This is a genomic window from Bacteroides sp. CAG:189 (genome assembly GCF_000432295.1).
In the GTDB taxonomy this organism is placed as follows: domain Bacteria; phylum Bacteroidota; class Bacteroidia; order Bacteroidales; family Bacteroidaceae; genus Bacteroides; species Bacteroides salyersiae.
Window position 1 is genome coordinate 33,289 of the sequence record NZ_HF991021.1, and the last position, 21,175, is coordinate 54,463.

The following is a 21,175-nucleotide window of genomic DNA, read 5'->3' on the forward strand; positions in this document are numbered from 1 at the left end:
ACAACCGCATAAAATATCTTTAAAACTCAAAATGGGCAATCGGAAATATTTTTCCAACCACCCATCTTTATCCAAAATAAAATTAACGAAAAAACAGTAAAGTTTCTCCTATTCCATCATTTCTTCAACACAATCTTATCGTATTGCTCTTCAGCTTTTATTTCCGTATACTTAGGCGCATCTATCATCTCTATTAATGCACGGAGGACAGGGCCTTCTCCCATCGGGTCATTTTCTTGAGTAGGACGATTATAATAATAAGCCACAGAAGGCATAATACCGGTACCAACACAAATAGCAGTAACATCACCATTATCGGTAATCTTCTTCATCATACCCTTCAAACCTTGTTCCGCTACATAAATAAAATCAGGATGCAACCAACCTTCTTTAACTCCACGAGCAATACCGAAAACAAACATGGCTGTTCCGGTAATTTCCTCATAAGAATCTTCTTTATCCAACAGTTGATGCCACAAGCCATTTTTTCCCTGATATCGGGCTACTCCACTCGCCTGACGACGAAAATTTTCAATCACCGCATCACGCATCGGATGATCCTCAGGCATTACACTTAATAAATCGGCTTGTGCCATAAACACCCAACCGTTCGCACGACTCCAGTGAGCCACCCCATGTTCTTTTGTATCGGTGTGATAGCAATGATAATAGATATTCTTTTCCGGACACCACAAGTAACGGGTATAATTCAATACCTGATTGGCGGCATCATTAAAATATTTCTCATCACCGGTCATCTTCCCCATACGAGCAAGGAAAGAGATAGCCATAAAAGCATCATCCGCCCAAATTGTATTGACATGTGGCCAAAGCCGGGCAATCGTTCCATCCACAAGACGGGGCTCGGCATAATTCAAATGGTCGGCAGTTTCATTTACATAGCTCAAAAATGCTTCATTAGGATGCCGCATCTGTAGTTCTATCAAACTGGCCCCCATCGGTCCATTGTCATCCAGACGCTTACCACGAAAAATCATATGCCAGCTAAGTTTACGAACCGCATTCCAGCCACCATCCTTAAATGCCTGATCGTATTGGCGACGAAAGAAATCAAGGTTACCTTCATTAAACACGAAGTTCATGTTCTTCAGGACATACTTGTCATACTTCTTATCACCTACCTTATCAGCCAATTCCATCAATGCAATGTTGGTTACCCCATTTGTGTAATGCCAGTTGTTATACTTACAAGCCACTTTTACATCCATTGACAGAGGAAGTTTTTTCACCGATTTATAAACTTCTCCCGTCTTGGTGTTCTTGAATTCGTATGTAGTACTATCTAATATTCGATCGGCAATTTTCAACGCAGCCTCTTTTGCCGTCATTTTAGTCTGAGCGGAAAGAGAAATAGTACACAAGAAAAGAGCACAAGATATAAAGATTCGTTTCATGGATTAATAGATTCTTTTTATGATTATTTAGGCAGATCAAAAGCGACTGTCATTTCATGCATTTGTTCTTGAGACATACCATCCGGAATGAAACCCATATTACGCGCATTGATATAAATCTGTGCAGATTTGCTCAACACATCAATCTGGTCGAAAGCATCCATGATATCTTCACCAACAGCACAAGCACCATGTTTTTCCCACATAACCACATCATAATCATTGAGTTCTTTAATGGTGGCTTCCGCCAATGCTACAGAACTGGGCAATGCATAAGGAATAATCCCCAAACCACGCGGACAAAAGGCCTTCGTTTCGGGTATCATACTCCAAAGCAGATTAGTCAATACATCTTTTTCCAAAAAAGGTTTGTGATGCGTCATAGCGATCAATTCAATGGGATGTGTGTGCAAAGATGCTTTATAGGTAGAGCCCTTACTAATAAGATAATTGTGCATACACAAATGCGACGGTAACTCGGAAGTAGGCAATACCGGGTGGTCGGCAATGATAACGTAATTTGCACAATCATCGAGAATACGAATAATGGAACCATGTTCCATCGGCCAACGCGCCAAATCACGCATACGTTTATTAGTTCCCTTGCAATAGAAATAACAACCTTTCAGATAAGGTAATACGGTACCGATAGATTTTACTTCACTAATAGGAGCCAAATTGCGTATTTCATCATCTACAAACTCTGTAATATTCACAACGATATTGCCACCATTACGTTCGGCCCAGCCTTTTTGCCAAAGATATCCGGCTACTTCGGCAGCCTTATCTACTTCATTAGTAAGAGCCGGACGATTTTCCAAAATTGATTTCATCTTTTTATCTACGATTTATTCCCTGTGGTCATGACCATTATTTGATCTTTATGCCATAAGTACGTTAACGATTTTCTATTTACGATTAAAATAAGAGCCTGCTTAAAATATTTTCCTCCTTAAAGTTTCTACCTGCTCAATTAAAGATTGTTTTTATATACAGACCAAAGAACAACTACTAACCGGTATTTTCAATTATAAACGGTCAGAAATCGTCCAATTGTCTAATTTATTATTTATGCTTGTGCCATCGCCACTACTATAATGGAAGAAATAAGAACAATTAACCCGAGAATCAAAACACCGATTGTCGAATTGCTTACCCCTTTCCATTCTTTCAAAAGAATACCCCAAACATTACTGAAAGTAACATTCAGCGACATCAGAATACTCCATGAAAACGCCAATAGAACAGGGCTTTCCGTCAGGAAACTTTTCCCCATTTCCAAGCCGAAGAACTGTGAATACCAAAGTACCCCGGCAAGGGCACAAAACAGCAGATTATTAACCAGTTGCCCACTCTTAACAGAAAAATATTCCTTACCGGTCTTATTCTTAATATTCTGTTGTATACAATACACTGCATTGGTGAAAAATCCCCCCAAAGTTACTAAAAATATAACCGGAAGACCAGCATACAAAGCCTCTACTCCGTTAGCAAGAGCTGCTTCCTTAATAGGTGTACCGGCATCCAACCCAAGAGCAAAACAAGCACTCATCACACCTGCCAACAAAGCAACCAGTAATCCTTTTGTCAATGCAAAATCTTTAACAGCCGCTTTCTTCTCCTCCTCAGTCATATTTTTGGAACGCAAACTTCCGGCATAACCGATAATCGCAATGCCAGCTAAAGTGATACACACACCGATAAGCAACATCAAACCATCGCCATGAAACAAATCTTTTCCGGCAAAGATAGCAGGAAAGAGCGTACCGAAACCGGCACAGGTACCCAAAGCAATACTTTGTCCTAAAGCTACGCCAAGATAGCGCATACTGAGTCCGAACGTTAGCCCTCCGACTCCCCATAGTACTCCATATACCATAGCAGGTACAGCACCACCGGAGCTCCACAAATCCATCAGGCTACTCTCGGCCGGCACAGCCAACAAAGCACCCAACAAAGGAAACACGAGCCATGCAAAAATCCCTTGTACCAACCAAAAACTTTCCCATGACCAGTTTTTTACTTTATTAATAGGTACATATGAGCTACTCTGCCCAAAACTGCCAATGGCTATAATAATAAGGCCTATCAGTGTATTCATGTATTTAGTGATAAGTGATTAGTGATAAATGATTAGCGACAGGTGATGAAAGTAGTGATTGGAAATGCTACTTTCATCACTAACCACTATTCTTATTCTCTTTTCGAAGTTACCTCTGTTTCGTATTTTTCTATCTCTGCAATAAATTCCTCGCCAACCGGAACATTATTCTTCAAACAGAACATATCCCACACAGCATTCCACGGAAGCGATTTAGCCTCTTCGAGCAGAGCCAGACGTTCGAACAACTGATCATTGGCTTCATATTCACGCAACTTAGCAATCGGTTCCAGTAATCCTTGCAAGAAACATTTCTGCGTAGCACGGCTACCAATCACATAAGCACCGATACGGTTAATGCTGGCATCAAAATAATCCAAACCGACATGTACACGGTCGAGAGCATTACAACGCACTACTTCTTTTGCCAGATCCAGCGTTTCATCATTCATGATAGTCACATGGTCACTATCCCAACGGATCGGGCGGCTAACGTGCAACATGATTTCCGGAGTATAAAGCAACAGCGAAGATATCTTATCAGCTACACTTTCGGTAGGATGGAAATGGCCGGTATCAAGTGTCACTATTTTATTACGGCTTGCACCATATCCAATATAGAAATCATTTGAACCTACCGTATAACTTTCCAGACCGATACCGAACACTTTCGATTCGATACAATCTTTCATATTCTTATATTCAACAGCAAAGATCTGATCCAAAGAATCTTTCAGCAGTTCGCGATAAAGCAGACGATTCACCGTGATATCCTTGCTCCCGTCGTGTACCCATAAATTCATGATACAAGGATCGCCCTGGCGCTTACCCATCTCTTCGGCAATTGCACGACAACGCTTGGTATGCTCGATCCAAAAATCACGAATACCTTTATCCGGATTCGACAATGAAAGGTTTCCACTTTTCGGATGAGAGAAAGAAGTAGAATTAAAGTCCAACTTCATACCATGTTCCGCTCCCCATTGTATCCAACTCTCAAAATGTTTCGGTTCTACCTGATCACGATCGACAAACTGACCACCGAAATCACCATAAATTTCATGTAGGTTCAAACGGTGAGTTCCGGGAATATAAGAAGCAGCTTTCAATATATCCTGTCTCAATTCTTCTATATTACGAGCTTTTCCCGGATAATTACCGGTAGCCTGAATTCCTCCGGTCAGCGAACCACTCGATTCGAATCCCGTTACATCATCTGCTTGCCAACAATGCAAAGATAGAGAAATCTTTTGCAAATCTTCCAATGCCTTATTAGCATCGACACCTACAGCCGCATAACGTTCAACCGCTATCTCGTAAGCCTTCTTAATCAGTTCTTCTTTCATGATACTATATTTTTAAAGTGTATATAAGCTTGTCCCCAATTTTCCATATTTTGGGGTTGGTAAGTTTTCAAAGGAATAGAATTATGAATGAGCTTTCTCATTCCCGGCACATCGGCAGCTTCACCTATCGCCATAGCCTGCATCATGACGTTGCCGAGAGCAGTCGCTTCTGACGGTCCGGCTACTACCGGAATACCTACCGCATTCGCCGTAAACTGATTAAGCAATTCATTGCGGCTTCCCCCGCCTATCACATGAAGTGTTTCTATCGGCTGAGAAGCTAATCCGCGCAGATCATCCAATACCTGGCGATAACGCAGTGCCAGACTTTCAAAAATACAACGTACAATCTGCCCACGAGTTTCCGGAACCGGCTGATTCGTATCCATACAATATTTACGGATGGCATTTTCCATATCATCGGGATTCGCAAAAAGTGCATTATCCGGATTGATAAGGCTACGGAAGGGCTCCGCCGTTTCGGCTTCAGCGATCAATTCCGGATACGAAGTCTCTCCCCATCCGGCACGGCAGCGTTCCAGCAACCACATTCCACAAATATTTTTCAGCAAACGGATCGTTCCGGCCACTCCCCCTTCATTCGTAAAATTCAACTTCTCCGTTTCTTCGGTAATAGCCGGCGCATCGGTTTCTATCCCCATCAACGACCATGTCCCACTACTTAAATAAGCAAAATTCGGATTTAATGCCGGGACGGCAGCCACTGCCGATCCGGTATCATGTCCGGCTACAGCAATTACAGGAACAGCTCCCAATCCGGTTATTTTTTGTATTTCTTTTGTCAATGTTCCGACTTTCTCTCCCGGATACACAAAACGTCCGAAATGCTCTTCCGTCAAACCGACCGCTTTCAATAATTCCGGTTCCAATTTGCGGGTTTGTGCATTTACCAATTGTGCCGTACTGGCAATCGTATATTCCGTTACCATCTCTCCTGTCAGCATATAGCTCAAAGCATCCGGAATAAACAAAATTTTATCTACCGCAGCCAGCGCACTGTCATTATTGCGTCGCAAGGTATCCAACTGGAACAACGAATTAAAATTCATTATCTGAATGCCCGTTAACTTATACACCTTACTACGGGGAATGCGCGAAAATAGCGCTTCCGGCGCCCCGTTTGTTTGGGGATCGCGATAAGCATACGGCTGGCGCAACAAATGCCCATCCTTTCCGACACAAACAAAATCGACTCCCCAAGTATCGATACCGATAGAAACGATCTTCACATCTTGCTTGCCCGCAACCAACTTCAACCCATCTATAACATACTGATAAAGTGCATAAATATCCCAATAAAAGTGTCCTCCAACCTCTATGAGGTGGTTGGGAAAACGATTCACTTCTTCCAATTCTAATCCGCCCTCAGAGAAAGAGCCTAATATCGTACGGCCACTGGTAGCTCCCAAATCAACCGCAAAAAAACAATTTCTTATCATGTCCTATATAATGTTGAGCCTATTCTTTCTATAATGACGCAAAAATAAAGGATTTGTACCCTATTCACGCTGTACGTTTTGACACAAAGGATGTCTTATTTGACAATTTGATTCACTCCTTCACAAAAGCGGGTTATCAACTTTTCTCCCTTTTCATGGTGAATCGTCACATTCTTCAATGTTATATTCCGGCTATATACGAATTCGGCTCCTATTTGGGAAGTAATATCCAAGTTCTCAAGCGTAATGCCATCGATCGGCATTTCCGGGATGCCATTGAAGAAAAGCGCCCTCCGGGCATTAGAACATACCAGATTCGAAATATGGATATTCCGGAAACAAGGAGTCGTTTCATCCACTGGCAGAGGATCTACCTTCAACGGTACTTTCTCACCACTTTCCAACACTTCAACAGCCGACTTACCTCCATAATACAAGTTGAAAGTAACAGGTTCCGTAGGAATATCCATCATGGAAACGTTGCGTACCCAGATGTTTTCAACAATTCCACCCCGTCCACGCTTACTCTTGAAACGAAGCCCTACATCAGTACCTAAAAACTGGCAATTACTCACAGACACATTACGTACTCCGCCACTCATCTCACTGCCTACCACGAATCCGCCATGTCCTTTAAACACCGTGCATCCGTCTACCACCACATTTTCACAAGAGCGGGCACGACGGCGTCCATCCTCATCCTTTCCACTCTTCAAGCAAATCCCGTCATCCCCCACATCGAAAGTAGAGTTTACAATCAAGGCATTCTTACAAGATTCCAAATCCAGGCCGTCACCATTTTGCGCATAGCTCGGATTACGCACCTGCACTTCTTCAATCAGTACATTTTCACACATCAACGGATGCAGATTCCACGCCGGAGAATTCTGAAAGATAACACCCTGCAGCCATACATTCTTACACTCTATCAAGCTCACCATCACCGGCCGAAGAAAATGACGCACGCTCTGCCATTCTTCCTCCGTCGTCAAGTTCTGAGGTACATTCATATTGCTGATCGTATCTCCTTTCAGTGTCTGCGGATAAGGGAACCAATAAGTGGGCCGTTTGTATACTCCCCCCCGGGCTATCGTCTGTTTCCAAACACTTTCCGTCACTTTTTCCCGTTTCAAAGGACGCCAAAAGTGTCCATTCCCGTCAATGGCCCCTTGTCCGGTGATAGCTACATTCGTCAGGTTACGTCCCGAAACAGGAGATTGACACCTGCGGGTATCCAATCCTTCAAAAACAGTTTCAACCAACGGATAAAGCTCCACATCCGGCGAGAAAAGCACTACGGCCCCTTTCTCTATGTGAAGATCGATATTACTTTTCAGCACAATAGGACCGGTCAGCCAGATACCTGCCGGCACAATCAAGTGTCCGCCTCCGCGAGACGATAATGTTTCGATAGCCTTTTCAAAAGCTTCGGTACAGAGCTCCACTCCATTGCCGACAGCACCAAAATCCGGCAGCGACACCTTCAAATCGGGAAATCGGGGTGCTTCCACCTTTGGCATTGCAAAGGGGAGATTCGTGTATATTTCTTCATATTTATAAGTTTGCGCCCAAGACGACAATACCGCCCACACACAAAGAAACAAAACAATTGAAATTCTCTTCATTCGACTTTTTTATATTATGTGACTTAGAAACAATTTTGATCTTATAAAATTGCCCTTAGGGGCTCTCAATCATTCTCCAAGATAATAAGAAGGTACCGGCGATTGCGGATACCCCATGCTCCGATGTGTAATATAACTCCGATAAAGTGCGTCCTGCATCAATGTTACCCGACGGTCTTTTGCCGGAATACAAGTATGATAAATACGCAATTCTCCGGGAAGCGCAGTTATCAACTCCTCCCGCCAATCGCCCTCCATATCGGCTATCATCAAAATGTCCCCTTCGATCCCTTCTGTCAGCGTCTCTCCTTTCCATTTCCAGATGCTTTGTTTTCTGCCGTTCGAAGAAGAACCGGCTCCCCAACGGTTATTATCCCCCCGGAATGTTTCACGGAGCAGATCGGCATCCCACCAAATCCAATTCCGGCATCCTGGCACTTCCGCATTCGTTGTATTCAATTTCTTTCCATCCGAAGTTAACAGATATTTATCCGTACTTCCACCTTTACGGTCTTCACTGGCAAAACATTCCAAACCGGGATGTTCCGGATCAAAATCCGCCACCATGCCATCCCCCACATGATAGGTAGCATGTCCGATTCCCCATATCAGCTGTCCGGTACGAGCATTCACCACAGATACTCCGCGACCGTCTTCTTTCTTGGGTTCGCTCACCATAAACACCTGTAAGTCTTCCTCATCAGGACGTAGCTTACACAAATAAGCCTTATCGCTATGTCCCAACCCGGACGACCATAACAAAGTCCCGTTATCATCAAGCATACAAGACCCCAACAATATCTCATCCCGACCATCGCCGTCCACATCTCCGGTCACCATGCTATGTGCCCCCATACTACGTACTACGGGATTTTCTTCATCACCATCCCAACGCCACATCCGTTGCAGCTTCCCCTCTTTCAACTGCCAGGCATCCACCACCATCAGTTTATAAGTGCCACGAGCTGCAAGAATACAAGGTGTTTTCCCATCCAGATAAGCCATTCCCATCTGATTCCTATTCTGGCGAATAAGATTTCCGTACCGGTCATTCCGTTCCGGCCAGTCCACCCGGTCTATCTCTTTCCCCGTCATCCCATCCAATACGGACAAGTATTCACTTCCACCACAAACACGGCTTTTTTCATTCTTCACATAATCATCACCGGCCGTCTTCACCGCAACTTCCGCTTTACCATCCCCATTGAAATCATAAACGATAAAAGGCGAATACCAAATACCCGGCTCGATGCCCGGTCCCATATCATACGTCCAAAGCCATGTACCGTCGCTCAAATAAGCCGAAATTTTATATGTCTTACCGGTAGTATCTCCCGGCATGCCCGGATCTACATTGGTTTCGGGAGTACGGATGATATAATCGTAAATGCCATCACCATTCAAGTCGGCCAAAGCAATCTTACCTGCTTTGGCATTATCTTTCAAGCGAATGGAAGTATAGTTCTTACTCTTCCCGGCCTCTACTTCTATTTTTTCGGATGCAACGGGGTTCTGCCCTTTCAACACAGGCACCACCCAATAGGAAGCTACTCCCTTCACAGGTGCGTTGTCTACAAAATCACAAGTACGCAGTATGGGCTTATTCGTCAAACGGCAAGTTTTGCCATTTGCTTCACGATATACATGAAAAGCAGTAGCAGGCGCATCCGTATTCAGCAACCGCCAACTTAGGTAAACACCCTTCCCGTCCTGAGAAGGCACTGCATACAATCCACGGTTCAACCGTTCCGTAACCCGTTCTATGGCAAACCCTTCCACCAATGGTTTGGCTTCATGCCGGGGATCCAGTATCTCGTACATATATTGTCTTTCGCGAGGATCTTGCGCAAAAAGAGTAGCCACTGCAAAAGAAATGCAGAGCACAAAAGCAATTCGTCTGTTCATGATAAAATATTAAAAACGTACTTCTTTCATCGGAATCAATTTTACCGGACCTAACAACCCGCTCGGCACGGGCTGCCAATTCTCATACCCGGACTTCTTATACTGAAGACTGACTATGTTGGCATCCTTAAAAATGCGCCAAGGTATCTGCCTCCTATCCATATCGGCAATACGATTGGCCGGTAAATTAGTAACTTCCACTTCCAATATATTTTCACCCGGATGCAAATATCTGCCAATCAGGCAACGATAAGGAACCGACCACAAAACAGCAGCCTCTTTCCCATTGACGCGGATACGGGCACTTTCACGCACATCCCCCAAATCGAGCATCCATTCGGAAATCGCAGAATCGTCAAGATGAAATTTAAGGGAATAACATGCAGTTCCCATTGTGTTTTTCACTTCATTTGCCGACAGTTCCGTCCACGAATCCAATTCTACAGAATCGGGAGCAGCGGTCACAACCGGTATACTTTCCACAAAGTGGAATCCCCATCGATCCGGTACTTTTTCTCCTTCGGATGCCGGATGCCAGTAATTCCATGCAGAAGCTTGTATATCACTCCCGGCAAAAGTCTTCAAAAGCAAAGACTCTCCCGAAGCCAGTTGCAAATACACCTCCGTACGCCCGTCGGCCTGACGAACAGCCGCCTTGCCACTTTCACCATTCACCGGATTATAAATCATAGCAGACTCTGCCTGCACCCCTAAAGGAATCCATCCTTCCGTATCCTCCGCCTTCAATGCAGAAATAAAATAATGATTACCTTCTTCATTGACACGCCGAATACAGCTTAATCCGTTTTCCGTTTTCATCGCTTCCGGCAAAACTCCAGTTTCTGCCAATGTACGCTTATAGTCCGTACCGAATATAATACGTCCTTTACGCACCTTATCTTTCTGTTCCATCAACTTCCGGAAAGCTGCACGGCGTGTCTCCAACCGGGCATATCCGGGCACATCCTGCGGGAATTGCTCCAAAAACACAATCGTTGCCCCTTCATCTGCCAGACTCCATAGTTTAGTAAGCACATCATCCGGCATTAAACGGGCACCGGGAATAAGCAACGCGCGATAAGCCGTCCCCCCAGAAGTGACCAGCTTTCCATTGACACAAGTAAGGCTACGTATAAAATTATCGGAAATATAATCCAAATCATATCCCGCATCATTGATCCGATGCACCGCATCGATAAAACGGGGAGCACGCTTCGCCATCTTATGAATGTCAAACATCAGCAGACGCCCGTCCTGCTCCTGCCACATATCATAAACAGGCAGATAGATCAGAAAATCATTATCCGGTTTTCCCATCTGCAAAAAGCTCTGGCAACGGGCTATGTAATCAAAAAATGCCGGTGCATCCCGCCAAATACTATTCGTAGGGCTCATATCGACAGCAGCATAGAATTTCCATCCCGGCCATGCAGCCTCAGCAGGCGAATAAGTGGTACCATGAAAATACGTATGATTCACGCCCGAGATAAACATCAGGTCGATATCCGGCTTACACTGCGAAAGTGAAGTCCGGAAATGCTCCGTCAGCCAAGTAAAGGTTTCGGAAGTCGTATAGGGCTTGCCGGCTATATGAGCAGCCGAAGATGCATATTTCAACATGGACAGATCCGAATCGTTGGGGCGTGTCAATGAATCCTTGCGCAATCCCCGGATATTAAAATCGGAAAGCCCGAACCCTTCACATTCGGGAACATCCACCGTGGCATATAGATCAATCAGATTACCGGGCGATCCATGTGCCTGATTACGGGTTTTAGAGCCATGTGAATGCGCCCACTCCGTCCATTGCCGGGTAAAATTCTCCAATAACAATTCCGCCATCGTTTCCCGGTAATCAGAGATGATACGGGCAACCGTATCCGTCCGTTTCTCTGACAGGAATTCCGGAAGATGTTCTTCCAATTTATAGCCGCGACGAATGGAGAACTCATCAAAAAGATTCTCCGTCCAATCCGCCTTATATACCTCATAAGAATCATTGAAGAAATTATGCGGATAGGGCGTTTTCGACGACTCGAAAGCACGCTCGAAACGCTCCAGATAATTCTTCACGGCACGGGCGGACAAATGATCCATCACGTATCCCTCACCGCCGGGGGCCGCCCGTTTCACTTTCTGGAAAGTTTTCCCACAAAAAGCAGCAATCAGTTTCCAATCACCCTTCGGTGCTTTCCATTGCAGTCTGCCGTCTTTTGTCACCTTATCCGTCACATCAATACACCGGCCTTTATCAGAATAAGCCATAAGCCGGCTCAACTTTGCATAAGGCAGTTGTTTGGAATCGGCAACCACTATTTTTTCTTTAAACGGCTCTCCGCCCTTCCATTCATATTCAGTGATGAAAAGCTTACCGGCAGCATCTTCTATCCCGACTTCCGGGCCTCCAAAAGGCCATCCGGTCCCAGTGTTCATATCAATCTGCATCCCCAGGCGGGCAGCTTCACTCTCCGTATATTGCAACATCTCCATCCAAGGGGACGAAAGAAATGGAATCTCATTTGCCTCATTCCCCTTGACCCCATAAATAGGGGTGATTTCCATCGTTCCCATCCCTGCTTTCGCATAGGCGTCCAGATTACGGGTTAAGTTTTCTTTATCTACGGCGCTTCCCATCCACCACCAGCGTGCGGCAGGTTTCGCTTCTGTCTGTATTTCCGGCCAGTCCACCTGTTGTGCCCCCATCGAAGCGCACATCAGCAGTCCTCCCAATAAGATCGTTATCTTTCTGTTCATTATTTTATTTTTATCCGTCATCCAAGTGCGGTACTATTTATTCAATTCAATGCATCCCATGATGAAAGGGCCGGTAGCCTTTGCATCATTATCACGCATTTTCTCTCCGATATAATATTCGAAACTACCGTCACGATACGGATGTCCGCCCAAGCCGCCTACCTGGCAACAACGGGTCAACGTCAGTGTACCATCCGCATTTTCTACCAACAGTTTATCTTTCAATCCTTTAAAGGCCTTCTCTGCAACTGCTTTGTATTTTGCATCGATATATCCTTTATTCACAGCTTTTGCATAGGCATACATGCATTGTGAAGTAACGGATGCTTCCGGAAAGTTCCCTTCACGCTTAGGCTGGTCAATCACCTGATACCACAAGCCGGCCTTATCCTGATATTTTGGGAGAGTATCCGCCAAGCCTTGTATCCAGCTTATCATATCGGCACGTCCGGGATGTTCTTCCGGAATATAATCCAACGCATCGACCAATGCCATAAACCACCAACCGATACTACGCCCCCAGAAATTAGGAGAATGTCCGGTTTCCGGATTGGCCCAACGCTGGCTTTTGCTCTCGTCCCAAGCATGGTGATACAAACCGGTTCCGGCATCATAAGTATGTTTATGGCAAAGCGCGAACTGCTTCACCGCCTCATCGATCCACTCCGGACGATTGAACTCCGCACCATACTGTGCCATGAAAGGAGAAGCCATATACAAACCATCCAGCCACATCTGGTGCTGGTAAATCAATTTGTGCCAATATCCTCCCTCCAGTGTGCGCGGATGTCTTTTCAATTGTTTTATCAGCTCGTCCATTGCCTTTTTATATTTATCGTTTCCCGTCTCGCGGTAAACATCGAAAAGCACTTTTCCCGAATTGATGAAATCCAGATTATAAGTAGACATATCATATAAATGGATTTCTCCTTTTTCATTGATAACAGAATCGGCCCAGGCTTCCACATAATCAAAATAATGCCGTTCACCCGTTTGTCTCCACATCCGGAGCATGGCACAACAGCCCACTCCCTGTGCATATCCGAAAAACAGACGTCTCCCATGATCCAGTTGATACGCCTTCGGAAAACGACGCATCTCCGAATCGGCAAACCAGCGTGCATAAGTATCGGGAGCAAAATGATCGGTACGGAAAGGGACTGCCGGAAGTCCCGCCTTATTATAAAGATTCACCCGGAAGAAATTTCCATAGCCATAACGTACTGCTACCGGCTGGGGAACCTCCGGTGCTGACAATTCCAGTTTACTGCCTTGAATGGCAGCCGTAGCAGGATAAAAGCGGGCATCGGCTCCGGAGATAAAGAATCCTCTTACCGGAGCATTTTCCGGAGTTTGCAATCCGCCTTCCGCATAATCAAAAGTCAACGTTACTTTTCCGTCTTTCACTTTCATACTCTTATAAAGCGGCCCCGAATAAGCTGTTTTTTTACCATATTGTTTCGCCAAAGCCCAGGCAGCCAAGCGTTCACCTGTCACCCGCTTGTTGCGCGGATGAATATCCGTAGAATCACCGGCATCTGTTATTACTACCATACCTATATTCTTCAAACCGCTTTGCCAGGTTTTCAATTGTGCTTCACGAATGCCTGCCGGTTGTTTGTAGTGCGGTGCAATCTGTACGAAATAAAAGGGCATATCAGCCTGCCCCCATTCCTGCCGCCAACTGTTTATCAGATTAGTGAACACCTTCTGATATTTTTCATGACGGATTGAATTGGACTCTCCCTGATACCAGATATTTCCCTTAATGGTATATCCTTTGATCGGGGCAATCATACCGTTCCACAACGTGGCCGGTACTTTGCATTTGTCTTTCTCACGCTTCACGTTTTGCGGGGCAAACTCTTCCATGACATCGGCATACAAAGGATTGTCTTTCATCACCCTCCTCTCTGTCCACGATTCGGCATGGGTACCTCCCCAAGTGGACTGAATCAGTCCGACCGGCATCTGCAATTCTTTATAAAGTTTACGACCGAATATAAAGCCGACAGCCGAAAATTCTTTCACATTTTCCGGAGTACAAACCAGCCATCGGCCGATGCAATCCTCTTTTTCTCCCTCAGGAGCCAGTTGATGCTCCACATGGAAAAGCCGGATGGAAGGATAATCGGCATCCTTCATCTCCTCCGTTTCATTCAGTATACCTGTCTTCCATTTTACATTCGGATCACGAGCTACCGGAAATTCCATATTCGACTGTCCGGTGCAAAGCCATACTTCACCTATTAATATATTATGTATTGTGATTGTGTTCTCTCCCTTTACGGTCAGCGTCTGATTATCCATCACACCGGGAGTCTTGATTTTCACCTCCCAATGTCCGTCAGTGGGTGTCTGCACCGTATAAATGTTTTTATCCCAAGAGGTAGAAACCGTAACTTTCTCACCCGGACGCGCTTTTCCCCAAAAACGAACTTGAGCCTTTTGTTGCAATACCATATTGTCCGATAAGATAGCGGGAAGTGTAATCTTGCCTTGTACAGGCAATGTACCGATATAGAAAAGTAAAAATATAAAATACCAAAACTGCTTTTTCATGTGTTTTTGATAGTTTAAAAGATTAATGGAATTATTGATGACGCAAAAATAGGCAGAATCGACCGAAGTATCGGTTTGTTTTTTGATTGTAATCTTATTCTTTTTGTCGTTTCATATCAAAAAAACAATTACCCTTAGAATGCTCTACTACATAGAGCATATTCATTTTTCTATAAATCAACCGATAGACTTTATTTAAAATACAAAAAAAGTTAACGGCCATCAGGAGTTTAAGTAAATAAAGTTACCTTTGAAAAATCCTTAAAACAAATGCTATGATTAAGGTAGTTTTACATAAAATAATTTATTGGAGCATAATATTAATCACAATACTCCGAGCAAGTTCTTTGTTTTCCCAAGTTCCAGTGATATCAATTCCTCAACCGGCAGAAATAGGTCGTTTCGATAACTTCCGCCAAACTTCTCCCCAAAAGCCATCTGGCATATCATCTTCCCGTGACGCCTTGATTCAAAGGCAAAATGAGGCCATCATGCGTGAGGTAAAAGAAAACGAACGTAGAAGAGCAGCCATCAACCGCCAATATGCTATTCAGAAATACATGAAATCCAACTCAATCCCTTTACCGGATTTTTCCCCAACTCCCGGTTCAGAATGTTTTCAAAGTGCCCGTGAAGAGATACTTGAAATGCTTGAAGGCAAAAAGGAGATGAGTCTAAAAAGAGCCGTATTCGTGACGGAAAACGCTTTTTTCGGGAATAAAATGAAATATGAAGAGTTTGATGCAGCCATTCAGAATCTAAAACACATTTGTCTGCTGAAAATGCAGGAAGAAAAATTAGATAAGAATGACGGGTTAGCAAAGTTAATGATGATCTTTCGTATTCTGTCGGAAGTTATTGAAGTCAAAGAGCCCGGTAGTGAAAAAACAATCATTCATCACCCGATGAAATATGATTTTGAAGATTATCGCGCAGATATTAACACCAGTAATTATATGGTATCAAAGCTTTTAGCCAAGAATACAGGACAGTGCCATTCCATGCCTCTATTGTTTTTGATTCTTGCCGAAGAGTTGGAAACAGAAGCTTTCTGGTGTTTTTCACCGAGCCACTCTTTTATAAAATTCCAAGACAAGCAAAACCGTTGGTATAATATAGAGCTAACTCAAGGTGCTGTTGTCACAGATGATTTCTATATGAATAGCGGTTTCATTAAATCCAAAGCTATCCAGACAGGTATTTATCTGAATCCACGGACTATGAAACAGACCATTGCCCATATGCTCAATGACTTGTCTGCTTATTATATTTCCCGTTATGGCTATGATCATTTTATAGAAGAAAACAGCAATTTAGTTTTGCGTTATTCTCCTTCTGATTTAACGGCTTATCAACATTACGCAAACATCTGCACTGTACAAGCTCAATATGTAATTGATGCTTGCGGCAGACCTCCCAAAGAACAGCTTCCGGAATATCCACAGGCACACCGTTTATTTAAAAAGATGCTTCAATCCTATGAGAAAATAGACAGTCTGGGCTATGAAGAAATGCCGGCCGAGATATATCATAATTGGTTAAAGCAAGTTGATAAAGCCAAAACATTGCCGGAAAACCAACCTTCACCAATTATCCAAATCAAAAAATAGATGTGTATGAAACGAATTAGCACCTTACTACTGTTCCTGCTCACGCTACTGACAGGATATGCACAAAACCCTTTTGCCACTTACGGCTACAAGCCGAAAATGGCCACTTTAAGTAATGGACGTTTTGATGAATTTCACGATAAGGATCGGATCATAGAAATCGGTTCTGTCAAGTTTGATACAAAAACAAATAAAATAGTAGGACCGGCTGAATCTGATACTTTAGATACCGTTATGGATATTCAAACGGTCAGCCGGTTTATTTCGATTGATCCTCATGCAGAAAGGTATTATTCGATTAGCCCGTACGCATATTGCAATAATAATCCTATTAGATTTATTGATCCGAATGGTCAAGATGGTTGGGATGTTGTTGTTGGTTACGGAATAGGCCTTGTCACAAACATTATTCCCGGTAGTGGTACTTTAAGAGATACTTATACTCCCAATGACCCTTCCGACTATAATGATGCACTACAAGGAATAGATAATGCATCCATATTAATTGGAGAAGGAATGATAAAAGCCGGTGGCACAGGTATGGCTGTCGGAACTGGGGCAGTAGCAGTCGGAGTTACCGCTACTGTTGGTAGTGGTGGTAGTTTAGCGATTGGTGGGGTACCCGTAGCTAGTGCTGGTGCCGTATTGATTAAAGCAGGTGCAACCACTGCAGGAACAGGTGTCGTTTTAATGGCTAATGGAAAACAAAATCAAGATGCAGGATATAATAGAGGGAAAAAAGTATCAGCGAAACGAAAGCCGCTTTAAAAAAAGCAAAGGAAATAATAGGTTTATCTCCAGAAGAAAGTTTACCCAAAAGTGAAGGAAAATTTGGTAGCCCGCAAAGAGGAGATAGTAAAAAAGGGTATCGTTTAGATCCAGCTCATCCTAATGCCCAAGAAGGCACCCCAGAATCCCAACCCCATATCAATTACTGGGATTACACTAAAGGAAAAAGAGGAAATGGAGGAATAGAAGGTGCTATACCAATAATTATAAAATGACATATTATGGATTCTTTTAAAATAAAATTATACGAACAGGAATATAATAAACCATTTCCTTCTTTTAAACATTTAACTATTAGAGAATGCGAAGTCATAAAAAAGAAATTCTTTTTTGATTTTCAAGTAGACAACGATTTAAAATTAGTTAACGAGATAAGAAGAAATGAAATTTACATCAACAATTTCGATGCAAATAACGAACAAGATTTTAATATAAAAAAAATATTTCAACACTTAGATAAAGATGTCACTTTTAAAGTATATATTAATTGGTTTCGTTTTGATAACATAGATCAAATGAAATTTAATGACTTTTCCACTTATTTTTATGATATTTGGTTTCCTAGTGTTGATGATATAGATCTATTTGATGAAAGTTATTCTTGGATTGTTTCTATTAGACATGATGGCATGATATATGTTTGGAACCAATGATTATTTTCATATTATGAAAAAAGTATATTATGCCTTGTATCATGTTTATGAAGATGAGCAAGCAAATAAAGATGAAGAAAAGTTCATAGGATTATTTTCCACAGCAAGGAAAGCCAGACAAGTTATTGAGGAATTGAGGTATCTTCCAGGATTTAATAAATTTCCTAAAAAGAATTTTGAATTATATCATGTAGAAATAGATTTCTCTAATTGGAAAGAAGGATTTACAACAATATATTACTAATGGACAAGTTTTACAAATTAGATTATAGGCATCCGACCCGTGTAGGATATGAAGAATTGTCTATCGTTTTTTTTTCTTCATTAGATAAAGTGAGAGAGATAATAAATGACCGAATGTTACAACCGGGATTCAAAGAATATTCGTGCGATTGTTTCATTGTAACTGAGATATTTGCAGATGAATATAGATGGAAAAAAGGGTTCGAAAGTACAAAGGGACGGGATATTGAATTATAATATTGCCAATATTTACTAAAAATTATAGAGTGCGACAATATCTTTTATGGATAAAGTTTCGGAAGACATAAATCGTATTTTAGCAAAATGAGACCCTATTGAAATCGATGACAAAGATCATTTCCATTATACCGGTTAGAATAGAGAAGTCCTACTGTTAGATTCACTGAGCATTTAAATTCAAACACTGCAAGAGCAACATTGAATTATCAAGTGGTTTCAGGAGCTACTAATTTAACTCAAATTCAAGCAAGGATTTGGGAACAAACTTTAATAAATCAATATGGTTTAGGAAAAAATGGAGGATTGCTTTTCAATAAAATCAATTCCATAGCGCCTAAATATTGGGGACAATATGGGATCAAATAAAATTATTTCCAAATAAAAGATTTAGTATATTTCTATAAAAACGGTCAAAACTATGGTAAGAATATATACAAAAATAGGAGATGTTTTCTCTGCAAAAACAGACGAGAAAACTAAAAAATATTTTCAATTAATAGCTTATGATTTAACACAACTAAATAGTGATGTTATTAGAGTATTTAAGGAACGATATCCAATAAATTCAAATCCTGACTTATCAAAAATAGTAAGCGGTGAAATAGATTTTTATATACATTGTACAACAAAAGCAGGTATAAAGATGAACCTTTGGAACAAAATTGGTAATAACAAGAATATTGGAGAAACCAATCATATATTATTCAGAAGCACAAACGATTATGGAGTAAAACCTGGCGAAAAGCCTATAACAGTCTCTACAGAATGGTGGGTGTGGCGAATTAATGAAAAACAGAAATATGTAGGAAAATTAGAAAAAGAATATCAAAAATCATATATTGGATTGATAGTAAGTCCATTCGTTCTTTTAGAACTGATAAAAGATTATAGATATTCCATAAATTATCCCTCGTTTTGAAAAGGGATAATTTACAACCAAACATTACAATCGGAATTCAAAGAATATTCGCGCGATTGTTTCATTGTAACTGAGATATTTGCAGATGAATACAGATGGGAAAAAGGGTTCAAAAGTATAAAGGAACGGGATATTGAGTTACAATATAGCCAATATTTATGAGAATTTATTAAAAACAAACTTTAATGACAAAAACAGGATTTTTAATATGCTTTTTATTTATTGTTAATAAAGCATTTGCACAAGTTGACAATTTCTATTATACCAGCTATAATAAGATAGACTCAATGTTAACAGGCAAAAAAGAGTTGAATTTGAAAGAAGCTATATTTACAACTGAAAATGCCTACTTTGACGGTAATCTAAGCCACTATAGATTCGAGAATAGTTTACAGCAATTCACATCTTTTATCAAGTCACTCTCTACAAATAAGTTAATCAGTTATAATCATACTGATTTTCATTCAGTTAACACTCATGCTGCTATCTTTCGGATGATGACAGATACAATTCCGGTACACGTTTCCGACACTACCTTATTATACCATTTACCTTTCCAATATAATTTTGATGATTATGCAGGCAAAAAAGAATGGAGCAACATGTTTGTCTCTACTTTAATGGTTACACGTAAAGGGAATTGTCACTCATTACCCCTATTCTACAAACTGCTGACCGAAGAATTGGGTGAGAAATCGTGGTTGGCATTAGCGCCCAATCACGCTTACATCAAACTACACAACCAAGCCGACGGTTGGTATAATGTGGAACTGACTTCGGGACAATTTCCTACTGACGTATGGATAAAAGCTTCCGGATATATCCATACCGACGCTATTCGAAACGGTATTTATATGGATACACTTTCTTTGAAAGCTACAGTTGCTATTTGTATGACGGATCTGGCTGAAGGTTATAAGCATAAGTTCACTTCTACCTACGAACCGGAATTCATACTGCAATGCTGCAATCGTACCTTGGAAGCATTTCCTAATTATATTAACGCTTTATTACTTAAAGCAGAAACATTATTCGAGATGTTTACGAAAACAAAAAATGAAAATTATTATCGGAAAGCAGAAAATATTTATTCACATATCCATCAGTTAGGTTATCGCAAAATGCCCGAAAAGATGTATCTGAAATGGTTACAATCGATAAAGGAACATCCCGGCACACACCATCAATAAAAATCAAGAAAACATCCCATATATGTCCCTAATCAACCAATTTAACAAAATTGAAAATATGAAAGCTATTTATAATCACATGAAATTTATAATCAAAAATGATTTTCCAGAAATAGGGGTATATTTATATGTTTTTCAAAAAGGCAAATGCATTGCGGATTACTTACAGGACGACAGCTCCTTGTGTAAAGAAGTTGCACTGGAGGAATATGGAGTTCCTATGGATATTTGGCAAGAAAGTGAAGATAATTAAAATCCAAGGTATTTTTTTTATAGAGATAAGTAAAGAATTACCAGAAGCATCAACTCACACAATAAATAACTTTTATGTGCAAAGTTACTACAAAAAAGTGAAATGCGGAA

16 protein-coding genes are annotated in these 21,175 nt (G+C 41.7%); 7 read left to right on the forward strand and 9 right to left on the reverse strand.

Annotation, left to right across the window (positions count from 1 at the left end; genetic code table 11):
• Positions 1–116: 116 nt before the first annotated feature.
• The 9 genes from QVP90_RS04410 to QVP90_RS04450 all read right to left on the reverse strand — a co-directional run bounded on the left by QVP90_RS04410 (position 117) and on the right by QVP90_RS04450 (position 15,168).
• Positions 117–1,415, reverse strand: a complete 1,299-nt coding sequence (locus QVP90_RS04410) for a glycoside hydrolase family 88/105 protein (protein ID WP_005926618.1) — start codon at positions 1,413–1,415, stop codon at positions 117–119.
• A 23-nt stretch (positions 1,416–1,438) separates the two neighbouring features.
• Positions 1,439–2,248 (reverse strand): rhamnulose-1-phosphate aldolase, encoded by an 810-nt coding sequence (gene rhaD, locus QVP90_RS04415; protein WP_021935755.1) that lies wholly within the window; start codon positions 2,246–2,248, stop codon positions 1,439–1,441.
• Positions 2,249–2,484: 236 nt separating this feature from the next.
• Positions 2,485–3,516 (reverse strand): L-rhamnose/proton symporter RhaT, encoded by a 1,032-nt coding sequence (gene rhaT / locus QVP90_RS04420; protein ID WP_005926624.1) that lies wholly within the window; start codon positions 3,514–3,516, stop codon positions 2,485–2,487.
• Between the two features lie 92 nt (positions 3,517–3,608).
• Positions 3,609–4,865 carry an L-rhamnose isomerase gene (locus QVP90_RS04425; RefSeq protein WP_187373825.1) on the reverse strand — a complete coding sequence of 419 codons (1,257 nt, stop codon included), beginning with the start codon at positions 4,863–4,865 and terminating at the stop codon, positions 3,609–3,611.
• Positions 4,859–6,319, reverse strand: a complete 1,461-nt coding sequence (gene rhaB, locus QVP90_RS04430) for a rhamnulokinase (RefSeq protein WP_025819182.1) — start codon at positions 6,317–6,319, stop codon at positions 4,859–4,861. Before rhaB ends, QVP90_RS04425 begins: the two co-directional genes overlap by 7 nt.
• 98 nt (positions 6,320–6,417) lie before the next feature.
• Entirely contained in the window at positions 6,418–7,947 is a 1,530-nt protein-coding gene (locus QVP90_RS04435) for a glycoside hydrolase family 28 protein (protein WP_007478946.1), read from the reverse strand.
• A gap of 69 nt (positions 7,948–8,016) precedes the next feature.
• Positions 8,017–9,852: a rhamnogalacturonan lyase family protein gene (locus QVP90_RS04440; protein ID WP_021935756.1), complete on the reverse strand. Its 1,836-nt coding sequence runs from the start codon at positions 9,850–9,852 to the stop codon at positions 8,017–8,019.
• 9 nt (positions 9,853–9,861) lie between these two features.
• On the reverse strand, positions 9,862–12,606 hold the full coding sequence (locus QVP90_RS04445) for an alpha-L-rhamnosidase (protein ID WP_264380790.1): 2,745 nt from the start codon (positions 12,604–12,606) through the stop codon (positions 9,862–9,864).
• Positions 12,607–12,639: 33 nt separating this feature from the next.
• Entirely contained in the window at positions 12,640–15,168 is a 2,529-nt protein-coding gene (locus QVP90_RS04450) for a glycoside hydrolase family 88 protein (protein ID WP_021935758.1), read from the reverse strand.
• Between the two features lie 365 nt (positions 15,169–15,533).
• Between QVP90_RS04450 and QVP90_RS04455 the strand changes: the two genes are divergently transcribed.
• The 7 genes from QVP90_RS04455 to QVP90_RS04485 all read left to right on the forward strand — a co-directional run bounded on the left by QVP90_RS04455 (position 15,534) and on the right by QVP90_RS04485 (position 21,065).
• Positions 15,534–16,778, forward strand: coding sequence for a hypothetical protein (locus QVP90_RS04455; RefSeq protein WP_227096847.1), 1,245 nt, complete (start codon positions 15,534–15,536; stop codon positions 16,776–16,778).
• Between the two features lie 6 nt (positions 16,779–16,784).
• Positions 16,785–17,546, forward strand: a complete 762-nt coding sequence (locus QVP90_RS04460; RefSeq protein WP_021935760.1) for an RHS repeat-associated core domain-containing protein — start codon at positions 16,785–16,787, stop codon at positions 17,544–17,546.
• Positions 17,547–17,788: 242 nt separating this feature from the next.
• The gene (locus QVP90_RS04465; RefSeq protein WP_005926654.1) at positions 17,789–18,220 is read left to right on the forward strand and encodes a hypothetical protein; all 432 of its coding nucleotides are present in this window, start codon (positions 17,789–17,791) and stop codon (positions 18,218–18,220) included.
• 13 nt (positions 18,221–18,233) lie between these two features.
• Positions 18,234–18,464: a DUF7336 domain-containing protein gene (locus tag QVP90_RS04470; RefSeq protein WP_224203749.1), complete on the forward strand. Its 231-nt coding sequence runs from the start codon at positions 18,234–18,236 to the stop codon at positions 18,462–18,464.
• A gap of 657 nt (positions 18,465–19,121) precedes the next feature.
• The gene (locus tag QVP90_RS04475; protein WP_005926662.1) at positions 19,122–19,622 is read left to right on the forward strand and encodes a hypothetical protein; all 501 of its coding nucleotides are present in this window, start codon (positions 19,122–19,124) and stop codon (positions 19,620–19,622) included.
• Between the two features lie 287 nt (positions 19,623–19,909).
• Positions 19,910–20,812: a hypothetical protein gene (locus QVP90_RS04480; protein WP_229103545.1), complete on the forward strand. Its 903-nt coding sequence runs from the start codon at positions 19,910–19,912 to the stop codon at positions 20,810–20,812.
• 58 nt (positions 20,813–20,870) lie between these two features.
• Complete coding sequence (locus QVP90_RS04485; RefSeq protein WP_224203747.1) at positions 20,871–21,065, forward strand: hypothetical protein; 195 nt, start codon at positions 20,871–20,873, stop codon at positions 21,063–21,065.
• Positions 21,066–21,175 lie beyond the last annotated feature (110 nt).